Consider the following 13,429-nt stretch of genomic DNA (forward strand, 5'->3'; position numbering starts at 1 on the left):
GATGGTGGAGAATGATGTGAACGCTATAGAGCAGGATCTCGAACGCTTTAAGCAGCCTGCAATGGCGCTTGCAGGTGGTATTGCGGCAGCGCTCGTGATCGCGACCTTGCCACATGTCTATCTCGAAAATATTGTCGGCGCGACGGGGTTGTCCGAAATTTTGCCCGCTGCCGCGCCACCGTTGGGCAATACGGCGCGGAGCCTGATTGCCGTTGTAGCAGGGGCAATATCTGCTTCCGCAATTTATATGTTTTTAAATCATAAACCAAAATTTCTGGGAGGAGGCTCCGATATGAGCTTGGCTATTCGCAAAAATTTGACGACGGAACCGATCAACGGTGAGCAGGAGGGCAAGTCGCGATTTGCCGTATCCAAACTGAATCTGTCGGCCAGATCACTCACCAAGTTTCTCAAAAAACCAAAAAAATCTGCTGGCCAGATAAGCGAGTTGAAGGATTTGCCTGATGTCAGAGCGGCAGATCGTCATCCCGATGCTCCCGCACGGCAACCGATTTTCGCCTCTTCGGACCTGGGTGCGCCCCTTGCCGAGAAAATCCAGCGATTTGATCATTCGAAAATCGAGCAAAATGGGGCGGAGTCGACAAAGCAAGCTGAAGCGTCAAGTGAGGCTGAAGCGTCAACTGAGAAAGCTGCTGCCGTCGCTACGGATATGATATCACAAGCCTCAGTTAAAGAAGCGCAAGCCCCAGTCAAAGAAGCGCAGGCCCCAGTCAAAGAAGCGCAGGCTCCAGCCGAAGCTGAAGTGGCGCAGAAATCTGATCGATCGGGAAATAATATTCAGCGAGAAGCATCGGCCGGATCCCGTGAAGATCTGTCGAGCCTTTCAATTGCTCAACTTGCTGACCGTCTGGAAGCTGGTCTACGGCGTCTGGAGGCCTTGGAGCGCCGCGAGCGAAGTGCGGCACCCGCAGCACGCACCGAATCGCCGCCAAAAACTGAAAGAAAACTGCCATTGGCCAAGGTTGCCGAATCGCTCGCTCCGGTGGCTATTCCTCCGCTACGGTCGGTAGAACCAACAGAGGTTGAGACACAAGCCAGTCGCCAAGCTGATATGGATGCAGCCCTGAAGGCGGCGCTGGGGACTTTGGAGAGAATGACGGCCCATCGCTAATCTCTATTGATTTCGGTAATCTTCGACCGGGTCAATGATCGACAGGGCCTCGATTTGCACTCGATTTCCGGACCGTTTTGTTACCAGTATATCTGCGATGAAATGGCCGGCGATTGCGAAGTCATGGTCAGGTATCACTTTGGCGAGATTTTGGGCCGCTCGGGGATTGCCCGAACCCGCCCAATCGACGGAGAAACTATACAGCGTTCCGGTAAAGGTTATGCTAGCCCAGCGCCGCTCGCGCTCTAGTATAACGCAGGCTTGATCGCCGGCGAGTGTTTGTATCTGACTGGTAAGAAGCGAAGCGGAATCTCGTCGGCAGATTTGCGGGCGCACTGGATCAGTCGGCATCGCCCGCCCGCCATATGTTCATGAAATGTTCCACTCGTTGCGATACGGTTTTGCCGGGCTGGCGTCCGTTGCGCAGGTCCTGCACAAAGCGCGGGTCGCAAACGGCCAGCCGTCCGAATTTTGTCCAGGGCATGTTGGTTTCGTTCAGGAATATCTCTATTTTTCGCAATAATGGCACCGGGAATCTCCTTTTGGCTACTGATCGCTCTTCACAGCGACTCGCTGAATAGGGAAATTCCTATTTGAAATGCAATTTCCTACATGTCTAGGAATAATCCTATTGCCCCTTTCGGCCGATACCGCTATCTTGCGATCATTATGCCCGATGATCCGCGTGCCAATCTGGAAAAATTGATCCGTAAAAACGGCCATGATTTTGCGGCCATTTCCAAAATGCTTGGTAAAAATCCAGCCTATATTCAGCAATATCTGCGCCGTGGTTCTCCCAAGAAGCTGGATGAGGATGACCGGCGCAGGCTGGCGGAATTTTACGGGGTGGAGGAACGCTTGCTTGGCGCGCCTGACGTGCGCGCTGCCCGCCAATCCCATGACATCGTTCACGACGGGCTGCTTCGAATCAAGCAATTGCACGTGGGCGCTTCGGCTGGGCCTGGATCAATGGTGGATGATGAATATTCCGAGTCAATGGGATTTGGACCCAAATGGCTCCGGCGACTGGGTGCAGATCCCGCCAATTTGTCGCTCATTGCCGTTGATGGCGATTCGATGGAGCCAACTCTGGGCGACGGTGACGACATCATGGTAGATCATAGTGCCGCGTCCCGGCCCCTGCGTGACGGCATCTATGTGTTGCGTATGGACGACGTTCTGTTGGTCAAGCGCGTCGCCATGGGGCCTGCCGGGGCCTTGTCGATCCGTAGTGACAATCCGCAATATCCCGACTGGGACGATGTAAGCATCGAAAGCGTAAACATCATTGGCCGGGTGGTGTGGACGGGGCGACGCCTGTAAACGGCTAGCCGGCAGACTATGCAATAGGCGGCTTGCAACTTGGTGATGTTGACGCCACATAGCGAGACATGACAGATGCCCCTCTCAAGGCCGTGATTATACCGGTCACGCCACTTCAGCAGAATTGTACCCTTCTGTGGTGCACAAAGACCAACAAGGCTGCGCTCAGCGATCCTGGCGGCGATTTGTCGCGGCTTAAGGCAGCGGTCGAGGAGCATGGCGTAGATCTGGAAAAGATTATCATCACTCATGGCCATCTCGACCATTGCGGACAGGCAGGTATGCTCGCCGAGGAACTGGGCCTGCCGATAGAGGGGCCGCACGAGGATGACCGCTTCTGGATTGACCAGCTTGACGGCGACGGCGCGCGCTATGGCATGGTGGCAAAAAGCTTTGAGCCGGATCGCTGGCTGAAGGATGGCGATCAGGTGACCGTCGGCGACCTCGTCCTAGATGTTATTCATTGTCCCGGCCATACGCCAGGCCATGTGATTTTCTATCATCAGCCTTCCAAGCTGGCGGTGGTTGGCGACGTCCTGTTTCAGGGCTCCATCGGCCGCACCGATTTTCCGCGCGGCAATCATCAGGACCTGATCGATGCGATCACGCAGAAGCTATGGCCGCTGGGTGACGATGTAACCTTCATTCCCGGTCACGGCCCGACCAGCCAATTTGGCTATGAACGCCAAACCAACGCGTTTGTCGCGGATGATGTTTTGGCCGCGCGCTAGAACGGTTCAGGCGATATACGGGATCAAAATCGCGTAAATTCCAAGGCCGAGAAGCGTCAGCATAGTCACAATCGTACCGATCATCCGGCCTTTGCCGAACTTGCCGTCATCCATTCCAACGCCGTGTGCAACACGCCCGAGCAGAAACAGGCCACCGACAATCCAGAGCCAGGTGGGAGATGTGGTACTGGCCAGTTCGATAACTCCGACCAGAACCAACACCAATGGCGCGCTTTCGATATAGTTGCTGTGCGCCCGCATGCGGCGGATGACTTTCTCGTTGCCGCCATCGCCAATGCTGACTTTCTCGCTTCCCCGAACCTGGCCCACGCGCATCATTAGCCAGAGATTTATCAGCGCCGCAGCGCCAGCCACTGTCAATGTTATCGGTAAAATCATCCTGTCCCCCTAGATATGTTGAAATTATCGCTCTTCCATAGAAGCTCAATGCTTGCAACGCACGGGAAAATCATTATACGCGCCCCTTCGCGTGCAATCTGCTGAGCTTCAACCAGATGATTCTCCACTATATGGAGACTGGTATGTTTGGCTTGGATGCAAGCATAGGATTTTAAAATTAAAGAACAGGCTTAGCAATGGCTGTACCAAAAAGAAAAACTACGCCGTCCAAGCGCGGCATGCGCCGGTCTCATGATGCTTTGAAAGTCGAAGCTTATCAGGAATGCCCGAATTGCGGTGAATTGAAGCGTCCACACCACATGTGCGGATCGTGCGGTCATTATAATGGCCGTGAAGTCTTGGCCACCGATCTTTAATCGGCTAGTCTCTCGGCTTCTGACGCGCAATAAGGGGGAATAACCGGTGGGAATGAGGCCGCGAATCGCGATTGATGCGATGGGCGGAGATGAAGGCCCGCGCGTGATGGTTGCTGGTGCCGCTTTGGCGCGCAAGCGGCATGCGGGTTTCCAGTTTCTGTTCGTTGGCGATGAAGCGCAGATCCGCGAAGCCTTGAAGAATCACCCGAATCTCAGCGCTGCTTCCGAAATATTGCATGCAGAAAATGTGGTATCCGGCAATGACAAGCCGGGGCAAGCGCTGCGCAGCTCGAAGACAACATCGATGGGCATGGCCGTTAATGCTGTGAAGACCGGGGAAGTCAGTGCTGCTGTCAGTGCTGGCAACACCGGTGCCCTCATGGCTATTGCCAAGCTCGCGCTGCGCACCATGCCAGGCATTGATCGCCCCGCTTTGTCGGCGCTGCTTCCGACGATGAAAGACAGCGATGTCGTGATGCTCGATCTCGGAGCAAATGCGGAATGCAACAGTCGTAATCTGGTACAATTTGCGGTGATGGGCGCTGCCTACAGCCGGATTATGCACGGATTTGACCGTCCCAAGGTGAAATTGCTGAACATCGGGACCGAAGATGCAAAGGGTACCGGCACCATTCAGGAGGCCGCTGCGACGTTGAAAGAAGCCGCCGGTCTTCATATGAATTTCCAGGGCTTCACCGAGGCGGACAAGATTTCGACCGGTGAGGTTGACGTCATTGTAACCGACGGTTTTTCTGGCAATGTAGCGCTCAAGGCGCTGGAGGGCACCGCCCGTTTCGTCACTGACTTGCTGAAGCAAAGCTTTCTGAGCAGCCTCCGTTCCAAAATCGGGTTCCTCATATCCCGGCCGGCAACGGAAATGTTGCGCGAGCATCTTGATCCCAATAATCATAACGGCGCTGTGTTTCTCGGCCTGAACGGCGTGGTCGTAAAAAGTCATGGTAGCGCGGACGCCAAGGGCGTAGCCAATGCCGTAGAAGTTGCTGCACGACTGGTTGAGGATAGTATTTTGGAACGAATTAGCGAAGATCTGACAAAAATCAGTCAAGCGACACCAGTGTCAGCGGTAGCCGAATGACCGTGGTTGCAGCGAGGCGAGCGGTGATAAAGGGAACCGGTTCGGCCTTGCCGCGAAACCGCGTATCCAATGCTGAACTGGCAGAGCGAATTGATACATCCGATGACTGGATTGTCGAACGCACTGGTATCCGGTTCCGCCATATTGCAGAGGATGACGAAACAACGTCGAGCCTCGCTATTGAGGCTGCTGAGAAGGCTATGCAGGCGGCGGGTTTTAGCAGCGCGGATATTGACCTGATCATCGTTGCAACCGCGACACCCGACCAGACATTTCCGGCAACTGCCACTATTGTTCAGGATGCGCTGGGCTGCAACGGTTGCGTAGCGTTTGATGTCGCTGCAGTCTGCTCCGGTTTTCTCTATGCGCTTTCGGTGGCGGATAGCATGATCCGCGCCGGCAGCGCGCAAAATGCGCTTGTGATCGGTGCAGAAACGTTCAGTCGCATTTTGGATTGGGAAGATCGTGGTACCTGCGTGCTCTTTGGCGATGGAGCTGGCGCAATCGTGCTCGCGGCCGAACATGGAAAAAGCGGCGTTCTTGCGACCCGATTGCATGCGGATGGTGCGCATAATCAGCTGCTATATGTCGATGGTGGCCCCGGTACGACGGCAACCGTCGGCAAACTGCGCATGAAAGGTCGTGAGGTTTTTCGCCATGCGGTCGTCAATCTGTCTTCGGTTCTGAGCGAAGTGTTGAATGCAGCGGGAGAATCGATCGATCATGTCGATTGGGTGGTTCCGCATCAGGCCAATGCCCGGATATTGGATGCCACTGCCAAGAAGCTCAATCTTCCGCCAGAAAAAGTGATCAAGACCGTCGATATGCACGCCAATACTTCTGCTGCGTCGGTTCCATTGGCTCTGGACACTGCGGTGCGTGATGGCCGAATCAAGGCCGGGGATTTGCTGGTGTTGGAGGCCATGGGTGGCGGATTTACCTGGGGAGCGTCGGTCATCCGCTATTGAATCCGGTGCTGCGGCTGGCAGATTAGTCCGGATTGGTCGTCTTCATCGACAATTTTGCATCTTTGTCGAAAGCCAGTTGAGAAAATTGCACTCCGACCTTTAGCGTGGGGGCATGGACTATCCGACATCCACCCGCCTGACGATCTCGGCCCAGTTTCTGTACCGCGCCTATCTCGGCTGCTATGCTCTTCAGGCGCGCAAGCCGCAACTTTTGAGCGCGTTGCAATGTTCCGAGTCGGAATTGCGCGATCCCGGCTACCAACTCGGGGATGGCGCCATCGTCAATCTTTGTGCAGCGGCCCGGGGAGAACTCAACCGGATGGATATTCATTCGGCGATCGGCAAGAAAATGGTGCCGCAGGGATTTTCTGACCTAGGATTTTCTGCTTTTTTCCAGCCCAGTTTTGGGGAAGCATTGATTCAGCTTGTAGCAGAGCAGGGCTTGGGCGGTGAAAAGCCCATGGTAAGACTCATGCCGCTTTCCTCCGGTGATCGGCTGGTGTGGAATGAAGATATTACAGCGTCGCCGGATCTCGTGCATATCGTCTTCGCGCTTATCTATTATTTCGGCGAAGCGCTTTCCGGTGGAAGCTTCGACAGTGTGAAGTCGGTCCATTTCACACAGCCGCGGCCAGACGGTTTCAGAGGGTTGTCGCAAGACAGTCCCGACAGGAATCCAATTCCCTGCCATTTCAATCGCCCGTCCACCTATGTCGAATATCATCCCTTTGTTATGACCACGCCGACGCTGCGTCCCAATCCCGAGATTGTTTCAGCTGCCAGGCGCCAAAAAGATTCGTTCGCACGCCGCTTGTTCGAACCAGAAAATCACGCAAAGCTGATGTATGAATATCTTTTGTATCTGCTCGACAAATCCGGTCTCAGCCTCGACTCTGCTGCCGAAACATTTGGTATGGCGGAGCGCACATTACGGCGCAAACTGGTGGCCGAAGGTCTGTCTTATCGCCAGTTGCTGGAACAGGTCCGGCGGGATACCTGCCAGCTCTATTTTCTCGAGGGTCGTCGGAATCTTTCGGAAATAGCGGCAAAGCTGGGGTATAGCGAATTGAGCGCTTTTACCCGTGCCTATACAAGCTGGTATGGCCATCCCCCGAGTCAGGACACCGGTGCGTCGGCAGCGCTCGCCGCTTAAGTTTTCAATGTCCCGGAAATGGTGGGCGTAGAGAGAGTTGAACTCCCGACCCCTTCGATGTCAACGAAGTGCTCTACCACTGAGCTATACGCCCACACTGGAGGCCCTCTAGCCAGCCGCTTCGGCTGGCGCAAGGCTTAATTCAGGTCGCTAATATCATCCGGCTCAAACAGCCGGTCGACCTCCAAAACGAGATCCCGCAAATGAAACGGTTTTGATAATATTTTTGCCTTCGGAACAGTTTCCCCTGCGCGCAGCGTAACGCCGGAAAAACCGGTGATGAACATGACCTGGGTTTCCGGGCAGACGGCTGCGCAATGCTGGGCCAATTCGATTCCGTCCATTTCCGGCATCACGATGTCGGTCAGGAGCAGATCAAACTTCTGGGCATCAAGCAACGGAACGGCCGCTGTTCCGCGGTCTACGGCAACAACTTCATAGTTGGCTTTCTCGAGCGCCCGTGTAAGATACTCACGCATCGCCTGTTCATCTTCCGCGAGGAGAATCCTGATCATTTTTTCGCGCCTTCCAGAATATGCCTGAATACAGGCCGGCTCTTATGCCGAGGCCGGTATATAAGTGCAAATCGGTTAATTTTTTGCCGAAATCCATGAATTTTTGGCTTTCGACTGCCAGCCAGCGGGGCAGTCATCTTGTCTCCTATTAATTCCAGCGAAGATTTTCCAGTGGACCCTCTTTATTTCCTGTCCAATGCCGATACACCCAAATTTCCGATACTGGTCAGTGTGCCGCACTCCGGACGGGAATATCCTCCGCAGCTTCTCGACAATCTGAATGTTTCGGCATCCCATTTGTTGCGCCTGGAGGATCGTTATGCGGATCGACTGGCCGCTCTGGCCATTGCAGCCGGGTTTCCAGCAATTATTGCCCGAAAACCAAGAGCATGGGTTGACCTCAATCGCAGTGATATGGAAATCGACCCGGATATGATCGTCGGAATGGACCCGGAACGGATTCCACGAATCAGCAAAAAGGTCAGAGGCGGATTGGGCATATTGCCCCGTCGACTGCATGGTGCCGGAAATCTGTGGCGAGAAAAATGGCAGCATCAGGATGTCCTGGATCGGATTGAGCAGGATCATGAGCCTTATCACGCCATGGTTGGGAAGCTTCTCGACGAGATACGATCGGCCTTCGGCTGTGCGCTCCTTCTGGATTTACACAGCATGCCATCGGTGTTGGACGAGAATCGTCGTAAAATCGGGTTTGTCATTGGTGACCGTTTTGGGCGTAGCTGTGAATCTCGATATGCCGAACTGGCCGCGGTTCATTTCCGGATGGCAGGGCATCATGTCCAGACGAACCACCCCTATTCTGGCGGCTATATTCTGGAGCGACATGGCAAGCCTGAACGCAATATTCACGCATTCCAGCTCGAAGTCGACCGGTCCCTGTATCTCGATCAGGATCTGCGTGAACCAGTTGCTGCTGCCCGTTCCATTGCCGCGCTAATCCGCGATTGTTGCGTGATGCTATCCGAGCAACTGTCCGGTGGCTATCAGCTCGAAGCAGCGGAATGAGGGCGTAGCTATAAAAAAACCACCTCGCCAGATCGGCGAGGTGGCCAAGGTTCAGGGAGGTGGCATTTCAACGAAATGCCTGTATCGGCCTGATCGGGGGATGCAGACCCATACAATTCGTAATGTGGGCTCTCTCAACATCAGTTGCAAGACCCAAACGGCAGAAAATTATTCTCCCAAACGGTCACACTCAAGGACTGGTTGGAAAACCCCTGCGAACTGCCAGATTAAGCGCTTATATCTGTACGGATGGCGCTTCGGTTACCTGTGGCATCTTGCCCGCACTAACCTGTCTCGCGAACACATCGCGCATGAGCTGTAGCGAGAAAAGATGGGCGTAAATCAGCGGCAACATTCCGTTCTGGTTGATCTTCCGAAGCTCATCGCCGCGCATGTCGCGCAGTTTTTCTTCATTCACCATTTTGAACCCGCGATAGACGAATGGCTTTTCAACGTCGGCTTGCTGAATGGAGACTTCGCCATCCATTAGCAGGCCCATTTTTTCCAGTTCACTGACAAACTGGCCGGTCCGTTGACCCGCCTGTTCAAACTGTTCGCAAAAATTCAGGATATTCTTGGTGGTTTCGCTCGGTTGATCCTTGTCGAACAGAGCGTCCCCTTCCTTATAATCGCCAATTGCATCGGTTGTCGGGTCGAAGCAAAGCGACAGCTCTTCGGCATCCGGACGCAATTTTGCGAGCATGAAAGGATAGCGGCGAACATAGGCAGGGACATATGCAGGTTCGCTGAAATGACCTTCGTCGTTCATGAAGGTGTTCACCCCTTCGTTCAGGCCCATGAGAATCAGTGGAACGCTATTTTCGCCGACGGAGAACACAATCGGATAATTGCGCGACGCATTGGCGAATTCATCCGTGGTAATCGGAATGGCGTGTTGCGATTGCATGAAGGATGCATTGTCGAGCCCTTTGACTTTCCAATTCGCATGTTCTCTAGAGTTGAGTGGAACAAGGTCCTTGTAGAACATTGGTAGTGCTTGTGCTTGCGGCGTGCTCGCCATGGTTAGATTCTCCGAAAAATTACTGTTGAAACCGAATAGTTGACTTGCGCTTTAAGAGCCTGACTGGTTCGACGCAAGAGGGACAAGTTTCCCGGGGTTCATAATGTTTTTTGGATCAATCGCCGTTTTAATGGCGCGCAACATAGAGAGGCGGGCACCGGAAGACAGTCGCTCCAATTCTGTGCGCTTGTTTTGACCGATTCCATGTTCTGCCGAAATCGATCCTCCTGCTGCGATGACGAGATCATGGACCAGTGGCGTGATTAGCTCCCCGAATTCCTCCATCCATTCCGGTGTCTGTACACCGGGGGGGGCTTTGACATGGAAATGAACATTGCCATCTCCCATATGCCCGAACGCAGCAACTCTTGTGCCCGGGAATTTTGCTTCGATTGTCGGCGAAGCCTCATCGATAAACCGGGCCATGTCAGGGACCGGCACGCTGATATCATGTTGCAGCGCGGGACCGTTCGCCCGCTCCGCTTCGGAGATGGAATCCCGAATTTTCCAGAAGTCCTCGGCTTGCTTCTCATTGGCCGCGATGGTTGCATCTTCGATCAAATCTTGTTTCATCGCTTCTGCGAGCAGATTTTCGGCTACCAGCCTGGGATCTTGCGCGTCCGGTTGATCGCGGACAATTTCGATGAGTATATGCCATTGATGCTTGCCTTCAAGGGGAGGGCGCGTGCCGGGAATATGGCGTAAAACTGATGCCAGGCAAGTTTCGGGTATAATCTCAAAGCCTTCCAGCGATTGCGCCGTCCGGCGATTGAGGAAGCGGAATAGTTGATAGGCAGCGTTCGTGCTATCGACCGCAGCCCATGCAACGCAGCGATCAATCAGAGCGGGAACGGTTTTTAATGTTGCCGCCGTGACCACTCCGAGCGAGCCCTCTCCGCCAATGAATAATTGCTTCAGATCATAACCACGATTGTCCTTTTTCAGCGCCGCTAGTCCGTCGAGAATGCTGCCGTCTGGCAGCACGGCCTCAATTCCGGCCACCAGCGAACGCATTGTCCCGTGGCGCAATACTTGGGTTCCGCCCGCATTTGTAGAAATCAAACCGCCGACCGTGGCGGACCCTTTGCCGCCCAGAGTTAGCGGGAACCTCATCCCTTCGGCCGCGAGAGCCTCGTGCAAATTCTGGAGAATCACGCCAGCATCGCAAACGACCAATTGGTCTTCCGCGGCGATCGACCGGATTTGGTTCATACGGCGGAGTGACAGGAGCACAGATTGGCCACTGGCATCCGGGGTTGCGCCTCCGACCATGCCGCTATTGCCTCCCTGAGGAACGATAGCGACGCTGTGTTCATTTGCGATCGTGAGTATCGCTGCCGTCTCGCGGGTGTTTGCAGGGGATATCATGGCTGCGGCAGCGCCATGATAGCGGCCGCGCCAGTCGGTGAGCCAGGGGGCCATATCATCCTTGGCCCCGGTGAACCCCTTTTCCCCGACAACCGCCAGCATCTGGTCCTGCCATATTGGTGTTTGTGGCATATCGATTATTCCTGCTCTGCGGTTTGCATGACCGCTATCCGTTCGTTAAATTCCATTTCACCATGGAGCCGCTACAGACGGGTTGCCACGAGACAACAATAGATGGCAAACTCTCAGTTCATGCAATATTCAATCGCTGCTGATATAGCGGTGGCAAGGGTTAGTTAAGGGATTTTGGTGAGCCTGTCACTTACAGCGATATTGTTGCTATCTGTGCCGGAAACGCACGAGATACAGCCAGCGGATGCCTTGCCTTCAGGCGTGGCCGTCAACTATGTGGCGGCTCGGCCTGTCGCCTATGCACAGGTTCGAATCGAAAAACGGGTGATCATCCGCGTGCCTCACAGGCGACAGAATAGCTTGGCTCCAATGGCCGACTTTTCTCGGGAAACCCCGCCACAAACCTATCAAGAGAAAAAAATTGGCAAATGCCTGCCGATGAACAACATATTGGGTGTGCAGATGTTCTCGGATCGATTTCTCGATCTTGTCACCCGTGATCGTAAACGGATCCGGATGCGGCTGGAAAAAAACTGTCAGGCGCGAAGCTTCTATTCCGGCTTCTATATGGAAAAATCGAATGATGGCAAAATGTGTGCAGGTCGTGATATCCTGCACTCGCGCACCGGAGCCAAATGTGAAATTGATCGATTTCGCGAACTTGTTCCGGAACGCTAGATCAAGCGAGAAAGCTTGACAAATCCGGGATATGCGATCATGGCCCGGCATGGCCCAAGAGGCTAAGGCAGGATGCAAGGGTGCATCCTATATTTTTCCGGAACCACTATGAAATTTGCCGATATCGGCCTGTCTGAAGAACTGCTAAAATCCGTAGCCGAAGCTGGCTATGACGAACCGACGCCAATTCAGGCGCAGGCCATACCCTCCGTTCTGATGATGAAAGATATCATCGGCATTGCCCAGACCGGCACCGGCAAAACGGCGAGTTTCGTGCTGCCGATGATTGACATTTTGGCGCACGGTCGCTCGCGGGCGCGCATGCCACGGTCGTTGATCCTGGAGCCGACGCGCGAATTGGCAGCGCAAGTCGCCGAGAATTTTGAGAAATATGGCAAGAACCATAATCTTAGCATGGCCCTGCTTATCGGCGGTGTTTCCATGGGCGACCAGATCAAGGCGCTGGAAAAAGGTGTCGATGTTTTGATCGCTACCCCCGGACGTTTGATGGACCTGTTCGAGCGCGGCCGGATATTGATGTCGGGCTGCGAATTGCTGGTTATCGATGAAGCGGACCGGATGCTGGATATGGGCTTTATTCCGGATATCGAATCCATCTGTTCGAAACTGCCGGCAACGCGGCAAACGATGCTGTTTTCGGCGACGATGCCGCCACCGATCAAGCGGCTATCCGACCAGTTTCTCAACAATCCCAAATATATCGAGGTCTCGCGCCCTGCGACGGCCAATACGTCGATTGATCAATCGCTGATTGATGTCGCGCCAAAGGCCAAACGCAAGTTGCTGGTCGATATTCTGGATCATGAAGGCGTCGAAACCGCGATCATTTTCTGCAATCGCAAGACCGAGGTTCGCGATCTGTGCCAGAGCCTGCGCAAGGACGGCTTTGATGCCGGGCAGATTCATGGTGATATGGATCAAAGTTCGCGTCTGGCCGAACTGGAGCGGTTCAAATCCGGCGAGATCAATATTTTATGTGCGTCCGATGTCGCTGCACGGGGGTTGGATATCAAGGGCGTCAGCCATGTCATAAATTACGATATTCCCTGGCACCCCGATGACTATATTCACCGGATTGGTCGCACCGGCCGTGCTGGTGCAACCGGTGTTGCGATTACCTTTGTCACCCGTAGTGATTCGGAGCATGTTGAGAGCATCGAAAAGCTGACCGGTATGAAAATTCCCGTTCGCAAGGAGCGCAAAGAACGCAAGGGGCAAGCGGCCGATAAACCGGGCGGAAAATCTCCGGCAAAAGCGGACACGCCCCGGCAAGGCAAGCCACCACAGAAAAAGCAGGCACCGCAACAAGATAATTCACCACGGCAGGAAGGTGCGCCGAAGAAGCCGGTCCGGGCTGCAAAAGTCCGAAAAGAAAAACCGCCTGTGGTTCAGGACAGTGATGAGGATGGAGATAAAGGCAGCTGGAACGGTCCGATGCCCAGCTTCCTGGACGCCAAATTCGGTCGCTAGACTGCTGCTCCGCTAGACT

General features: G+C 54.2%; 16 protein-coding genes and 1 tRNA gene. 10 read left to right on the forward strand and 7 right to left on the reverse strand.

The features are described from left to right. Nucleotide 1 precedes the first annotated feature (1 nt). A complete protein-coding gene (locus tag ACN0WX_RS04695; protein WP_417621112.1) occupies nucleotides 2-1,132 on the forward strand; it encodes a hypothetical protein in 1,131 nt (376 codons plus the stop codon). Nucleotides 1,133-1,135: 3 nt separating this feature from the next. Here ACN0WX_RS04695 and ACN0WX_RS04700 read toward each other — a convergent pair whose 3' ends face one another. Beyond that, nucleotides 1,136-1,483, reverse strand: a complete 348-nt coding sequence (locus ACN0WX_RS04700; protein ID WP_417621113.1) for a hypothetical protein — start codon at nucleotides 1,481-1,483, stop codon at nucleotides 1,136-1,138. Further along, nucleotides 1,473-1,661 carry a hypothetical protein gene (locus tag ACN0WX_RS04705; RefSeq protein ID WP_417621114.1) on the reverse strand — a complete coding sequence of 63 codons (189 nt, stop codon included), beginning with the start codon at nucleotides 1,659-1,661 and terminating at the stop codon, nucleotides 1,473-1,475. The genes ACN0WX_RS04700 and ACN0WX_RS04705 overlap by 11 nt, the downstream gene beginning before the upstream one ends. A 140-nt stretch (nucleotides 1,662-1,801) precedes the next feature. On the opposite strand from ACN0WX_RS04705, the gene ACN0WX_RS04710 reads away from it, so the two are divergent. Next, nucleotides 1,802-2,455 carry a S24 family peptidase gene (locus ACN0WX_RS04710; RefSeq protein WP_417621205.1) on the forward strand — a complete coding sequence of 218 codons (654 nt, stop codon included), beginning with the start codon at nucleotides 1,802-1,804 and terminating at the stop codon, nucleotides 2,453-2,455. Nucleotides 2,456-2,523: 68 nt separating this feature from the next. Then, nucleotides 2,524-3,186 (forward strand): MBL fold metallo-hydrolase, encoded by a 663-nt coding sequence (locus ACN0WX_RS04715; RefSeq protein ID WP_417621115.1) that lies wholly within the window; start codon nucleotides 2,524-2,526, stop codon nucleotides 3,184-3,186. A gap of 6 nt (nucleotides 3,187-3,192) precedes the next feature. On the opposite strand, the gene ACN0WX_RS04720 is transcribed toward ACN0WX_RS04715, so the two are convergent. Continuing rightward, complete coding sequence (locus ACN0WX_RS04720) at nucleotides 3,193-3,585, reverse strand: MAPEG family protein (protein ID WP_417621116.1); 393 nt, start codon at nucleotides 3,583-3,585, stop codon at nucleotides 3,193-3,195. A 197-nt stretch (nucleotides 3,586-3,782) separates the two neighbouring features. Here ACN0WX_RS04720 and rpmF point away from each other — a divergent pair, with 197 nt between their 5' ends. From rpmF to ACN0WX_RS04740, 4 genes are all read left to right on the forward strand, one after another. Continuing rightward, a complete protein-coding gene (gene rpmF / locus ACN0WX_RS04725; protein ID WP_348038522.1) occupies nucleotides 3,783-3,962 on the forward strand; it encodes a 50S ribosomal protein L32 in 180 nt (59 codons plus the stop codon). 52 nt (nucleotides 3,963-4,014) lie between these two features. Continuing rightward, nucleotides 4,015-5,058 (forward strand): phosphate acyltransferase PlsX, encoded by a 1,044-nt coding sequence (gene plsX / locus ACN0WX_RS04730; protein ID WP_417621117.1) that lies wholly within the window; start codon nucleotides 4,015-4,017, stop codon nucleotides 5,056-5,058. Next, entirely contained in the window at nucleotides 5,055-6,026 is a 972-nt protein-coding gene (locus ACN0WX_RS04735) for a beta-ketoacyl-ACP synthase III (RefSeq protein ID WP_417621118.1), read from the forward strand. Before plsX ends, ACN0WX_RS04735 begins: the two co-directional genes overlap by 4 nt. A 112-nt stretch (nucleotides 6,027-6,138) precedes the next feature. Next, nucleotides 6,139-7,179, forward strand: a complete 1,041-nt coding sequence (locus ACN0WX_RS04740) for a helix-turn-helix transcriptional regulator (protein WP_417621119.1) — start codon at nucleotides 6,139-6,141, stop codon at nucleotides 7,177-7,179. Nucleotides 7,180-7,198: 19 nt separating this feature from the next. Here the strand turns inward: ACN0WX_RS04740 and ACN0WX_RS04745 are convergent. Together ACN0WX_RS04745 and cpdR are read right to left on the reverse strand one after the other, a co-directional pair. Further along, nucleotides 7,199-7,273 (reverse strand) — tRNA-Val (locus ACN0WX_RS04745). Nucleotides 7,274-7,316: 43 nt separating this feature from the next. Beyond that, a complete protein-coding gene (cpdR, locus tag ACN0WX_RS04750; RefSeq protein ID WP_417621120.1) occupies nucleotides 7,317-7,694 on the reverse strand; it encodes a cell cycle two-component system response regulator CpdR in 378 nt (125 codons plus the stop codon). A gap of 171 nt (nucleotides 7,695-7,865) precedes the next feature. Between cpdR and ACN0WX_RS04755 the strand changes: the two genes are divergently transcribed. Next, the gene (locus ACN0WX_RS04755) at nucleotides 7,866-8,720 is read left to right on the forward strand and encodes an N-formylglutamate amidohydrolase (protein WP_417621121.1); all 855 of its coding nucleotides are present in this window, start codon (nucleotides 7,866-7,868) and stop codon (nucleotides 8,718-8,720) included. Between the two features lie 235 nt (nucleotides 8,721-8,955). On the opposite strand, the gene ACN0WX_RS04760 is transcribed toward ACN0WX_RS04755, so the two are convergent. Together ACN0WX_RS04760 and ACN0WX_RS04765 are read right to left on the reverse strand one after the other, a co-directional pair. Then, nucleotides 8,956-9,741 carry a SapC family protein gene (locus ACN0WX_RS04760; protein WP_417621122.1) on the reverse strand — a complete coding sequence of 262 codons (786 nt, stop codon included), beginning with the start codon at nucleotides 9,739-9,741 and terminating at the stop codon, nucleotides 8,956-8,958. Between the two features lie 51 nt (nucleotides 9,742-9,792). After that, the gene (locus tag ACN0WX_RS04765; protein WP_417621123.1) at nucleotides 9,793-11,241 is read right to left on the reverse strand and encodes an FAD-binding oxidoreductase; all 1,449 of its coding nucleotides are present in this window, start codon (nucleotides 11,239-11,241) and stop codon (nucleotides 9,793-9,795) included. Between the two features lie 177 nt (nucleotides 11,242-11,418). Here ACN0WX_RS04765 and ACN0WX_RS04770 point away from each other — a divergent pair, with 177 nt between their 5' ends. After that, nucleotides 11,419-11,919, forward strand: a complete 501-nt coding sequence (locus ACN0WX_RS04770; protein ID WP_417621124.1) for a hypothetical protein — start codon at nucleotides 11,419-11,421, stop codon at nucleotides 11,917-11,919. A 108-nt stretch (nucleotides 11,920-12,027) separates the two neighbouring features. Continuing rightward, nucleotides 12,028-13,410: a DEAD/DEAH box helicase gene (locus tag ACN0WX_RS04775; protein WP_417621125.1), complete on the forward strand. Its 1,383-nt coding sequence runs from the start codon at nucleotides 12,028-12,030 to the stop codon at nucleotides 13,408-13,410. The last annotated feature ends 19 nt before the right edge of the window (nucleotides 13,411-13,429 follow it).

The organism is Parasphingorhabdus sp. (assembly GCF_048269915.1).
In the GTDB taxonomy this organism is placed as follows: Bacteria; Pseudomonadota; Alphaproteobacteria; order Sphingomonadales; family Sphingomonadaceae; genus Parasphingorhabdus.

Excerpts from the sequence above, each read along its gene's own strand:
- ACN0WX_RS04715 (WP_417621115.1), top strand. The coding sequence starts at position 2,524 with ATGACAGATGCCCCTCTCAAGGCCGTGATTATACCGGTCACGCCACTT.
- rpmF (WP_348038522.1), top strand. The coding sequence starts at position 3,783 with ATGGCTGTACCAAAAAGAAAAACTACGCCGTCCAAGCGCGGCATGCGC.
- ACN0WX_RS04760 (WP_417621122.1), bottom strand. The coding sequence starts at position 9,741 with ATGGCGAGCACGCCGCAAGCACAAGCACTACCAATGTTCTACAAGGAC.
- plsX (WP_417621117.1), top strand. The coding sequence starts at position 4,015 with ATGAGGCCGCGAATCGCGATTGATGCGATGGGCGGAGATGAAGGCCCG.
- ACN0WX_RS04765 (WP_417621123.1), bottom strand. The coding sequence starts at position 11,241 with ATGCCACAAACACCAATATGGCAGGACCAGATGCTGGCGGTTGTCGGG.
- ACN0WX_RS04700 (WP_417621113.1), bottom strand. The coding sequence starts at position 1,483 with ATGCCGACTGATCCAGTGCGCCCGCAAATCTGCCGACGAGATTCCGCT.
- ACN0WX_RS04695 (WP_417621112.1), top strand. The coding sequence starts at position 2 with ATGGTGGAGAATGATGTGAACGCTATAGAGCAGGATCTCGAACGCTTT.
- ACN0WX_RS04710 (WP_417621205.1), top strand. The coding sequence starts at position 1,802 with ATGCCCGATGATCCGCGTGCCAATCTGGAAAAATTGATCCGTAAAAAC.
- cpdR (WP_417621120.1), bottom strand. The coding sequence starts at position 7,694 with ATGATCAGGATTCTCCTCGCGGAAGATGAACAGGCGATGCGTGAGTAT.
- ACN0WX_RS04740 (WP_417621119.1), top strand. The coding sequence starts at position 6,139 with ATGGACTATCCGACATCCACCCGCCTGACGATCTCGGCCCAGTTTCTG.
- ACN0WX_RS04775 (WP_417621125.1), top strand. The coding sequence starts at position 12,028 with ATGAAATTTGCCGATATCGGCCTGTCTGAAGAACTGCTAAAATCCGTA.
- ACN0WX_RS04720 (WP_417621116.1), bottom strand. The coding sequence starts at position 3,585 with ATGATTTTACCGATAACATTGACAGTGGCTGGCGCTGCGGCGCTGATA.
- ACN0WX_RS04735 (WP_417621118.1), top strand. The coding sequence starts at position 5,055 with ATGACCGTGGTTGCAGCGAGGCGAGCGGTGATAAAGGGAACCGGTTCG.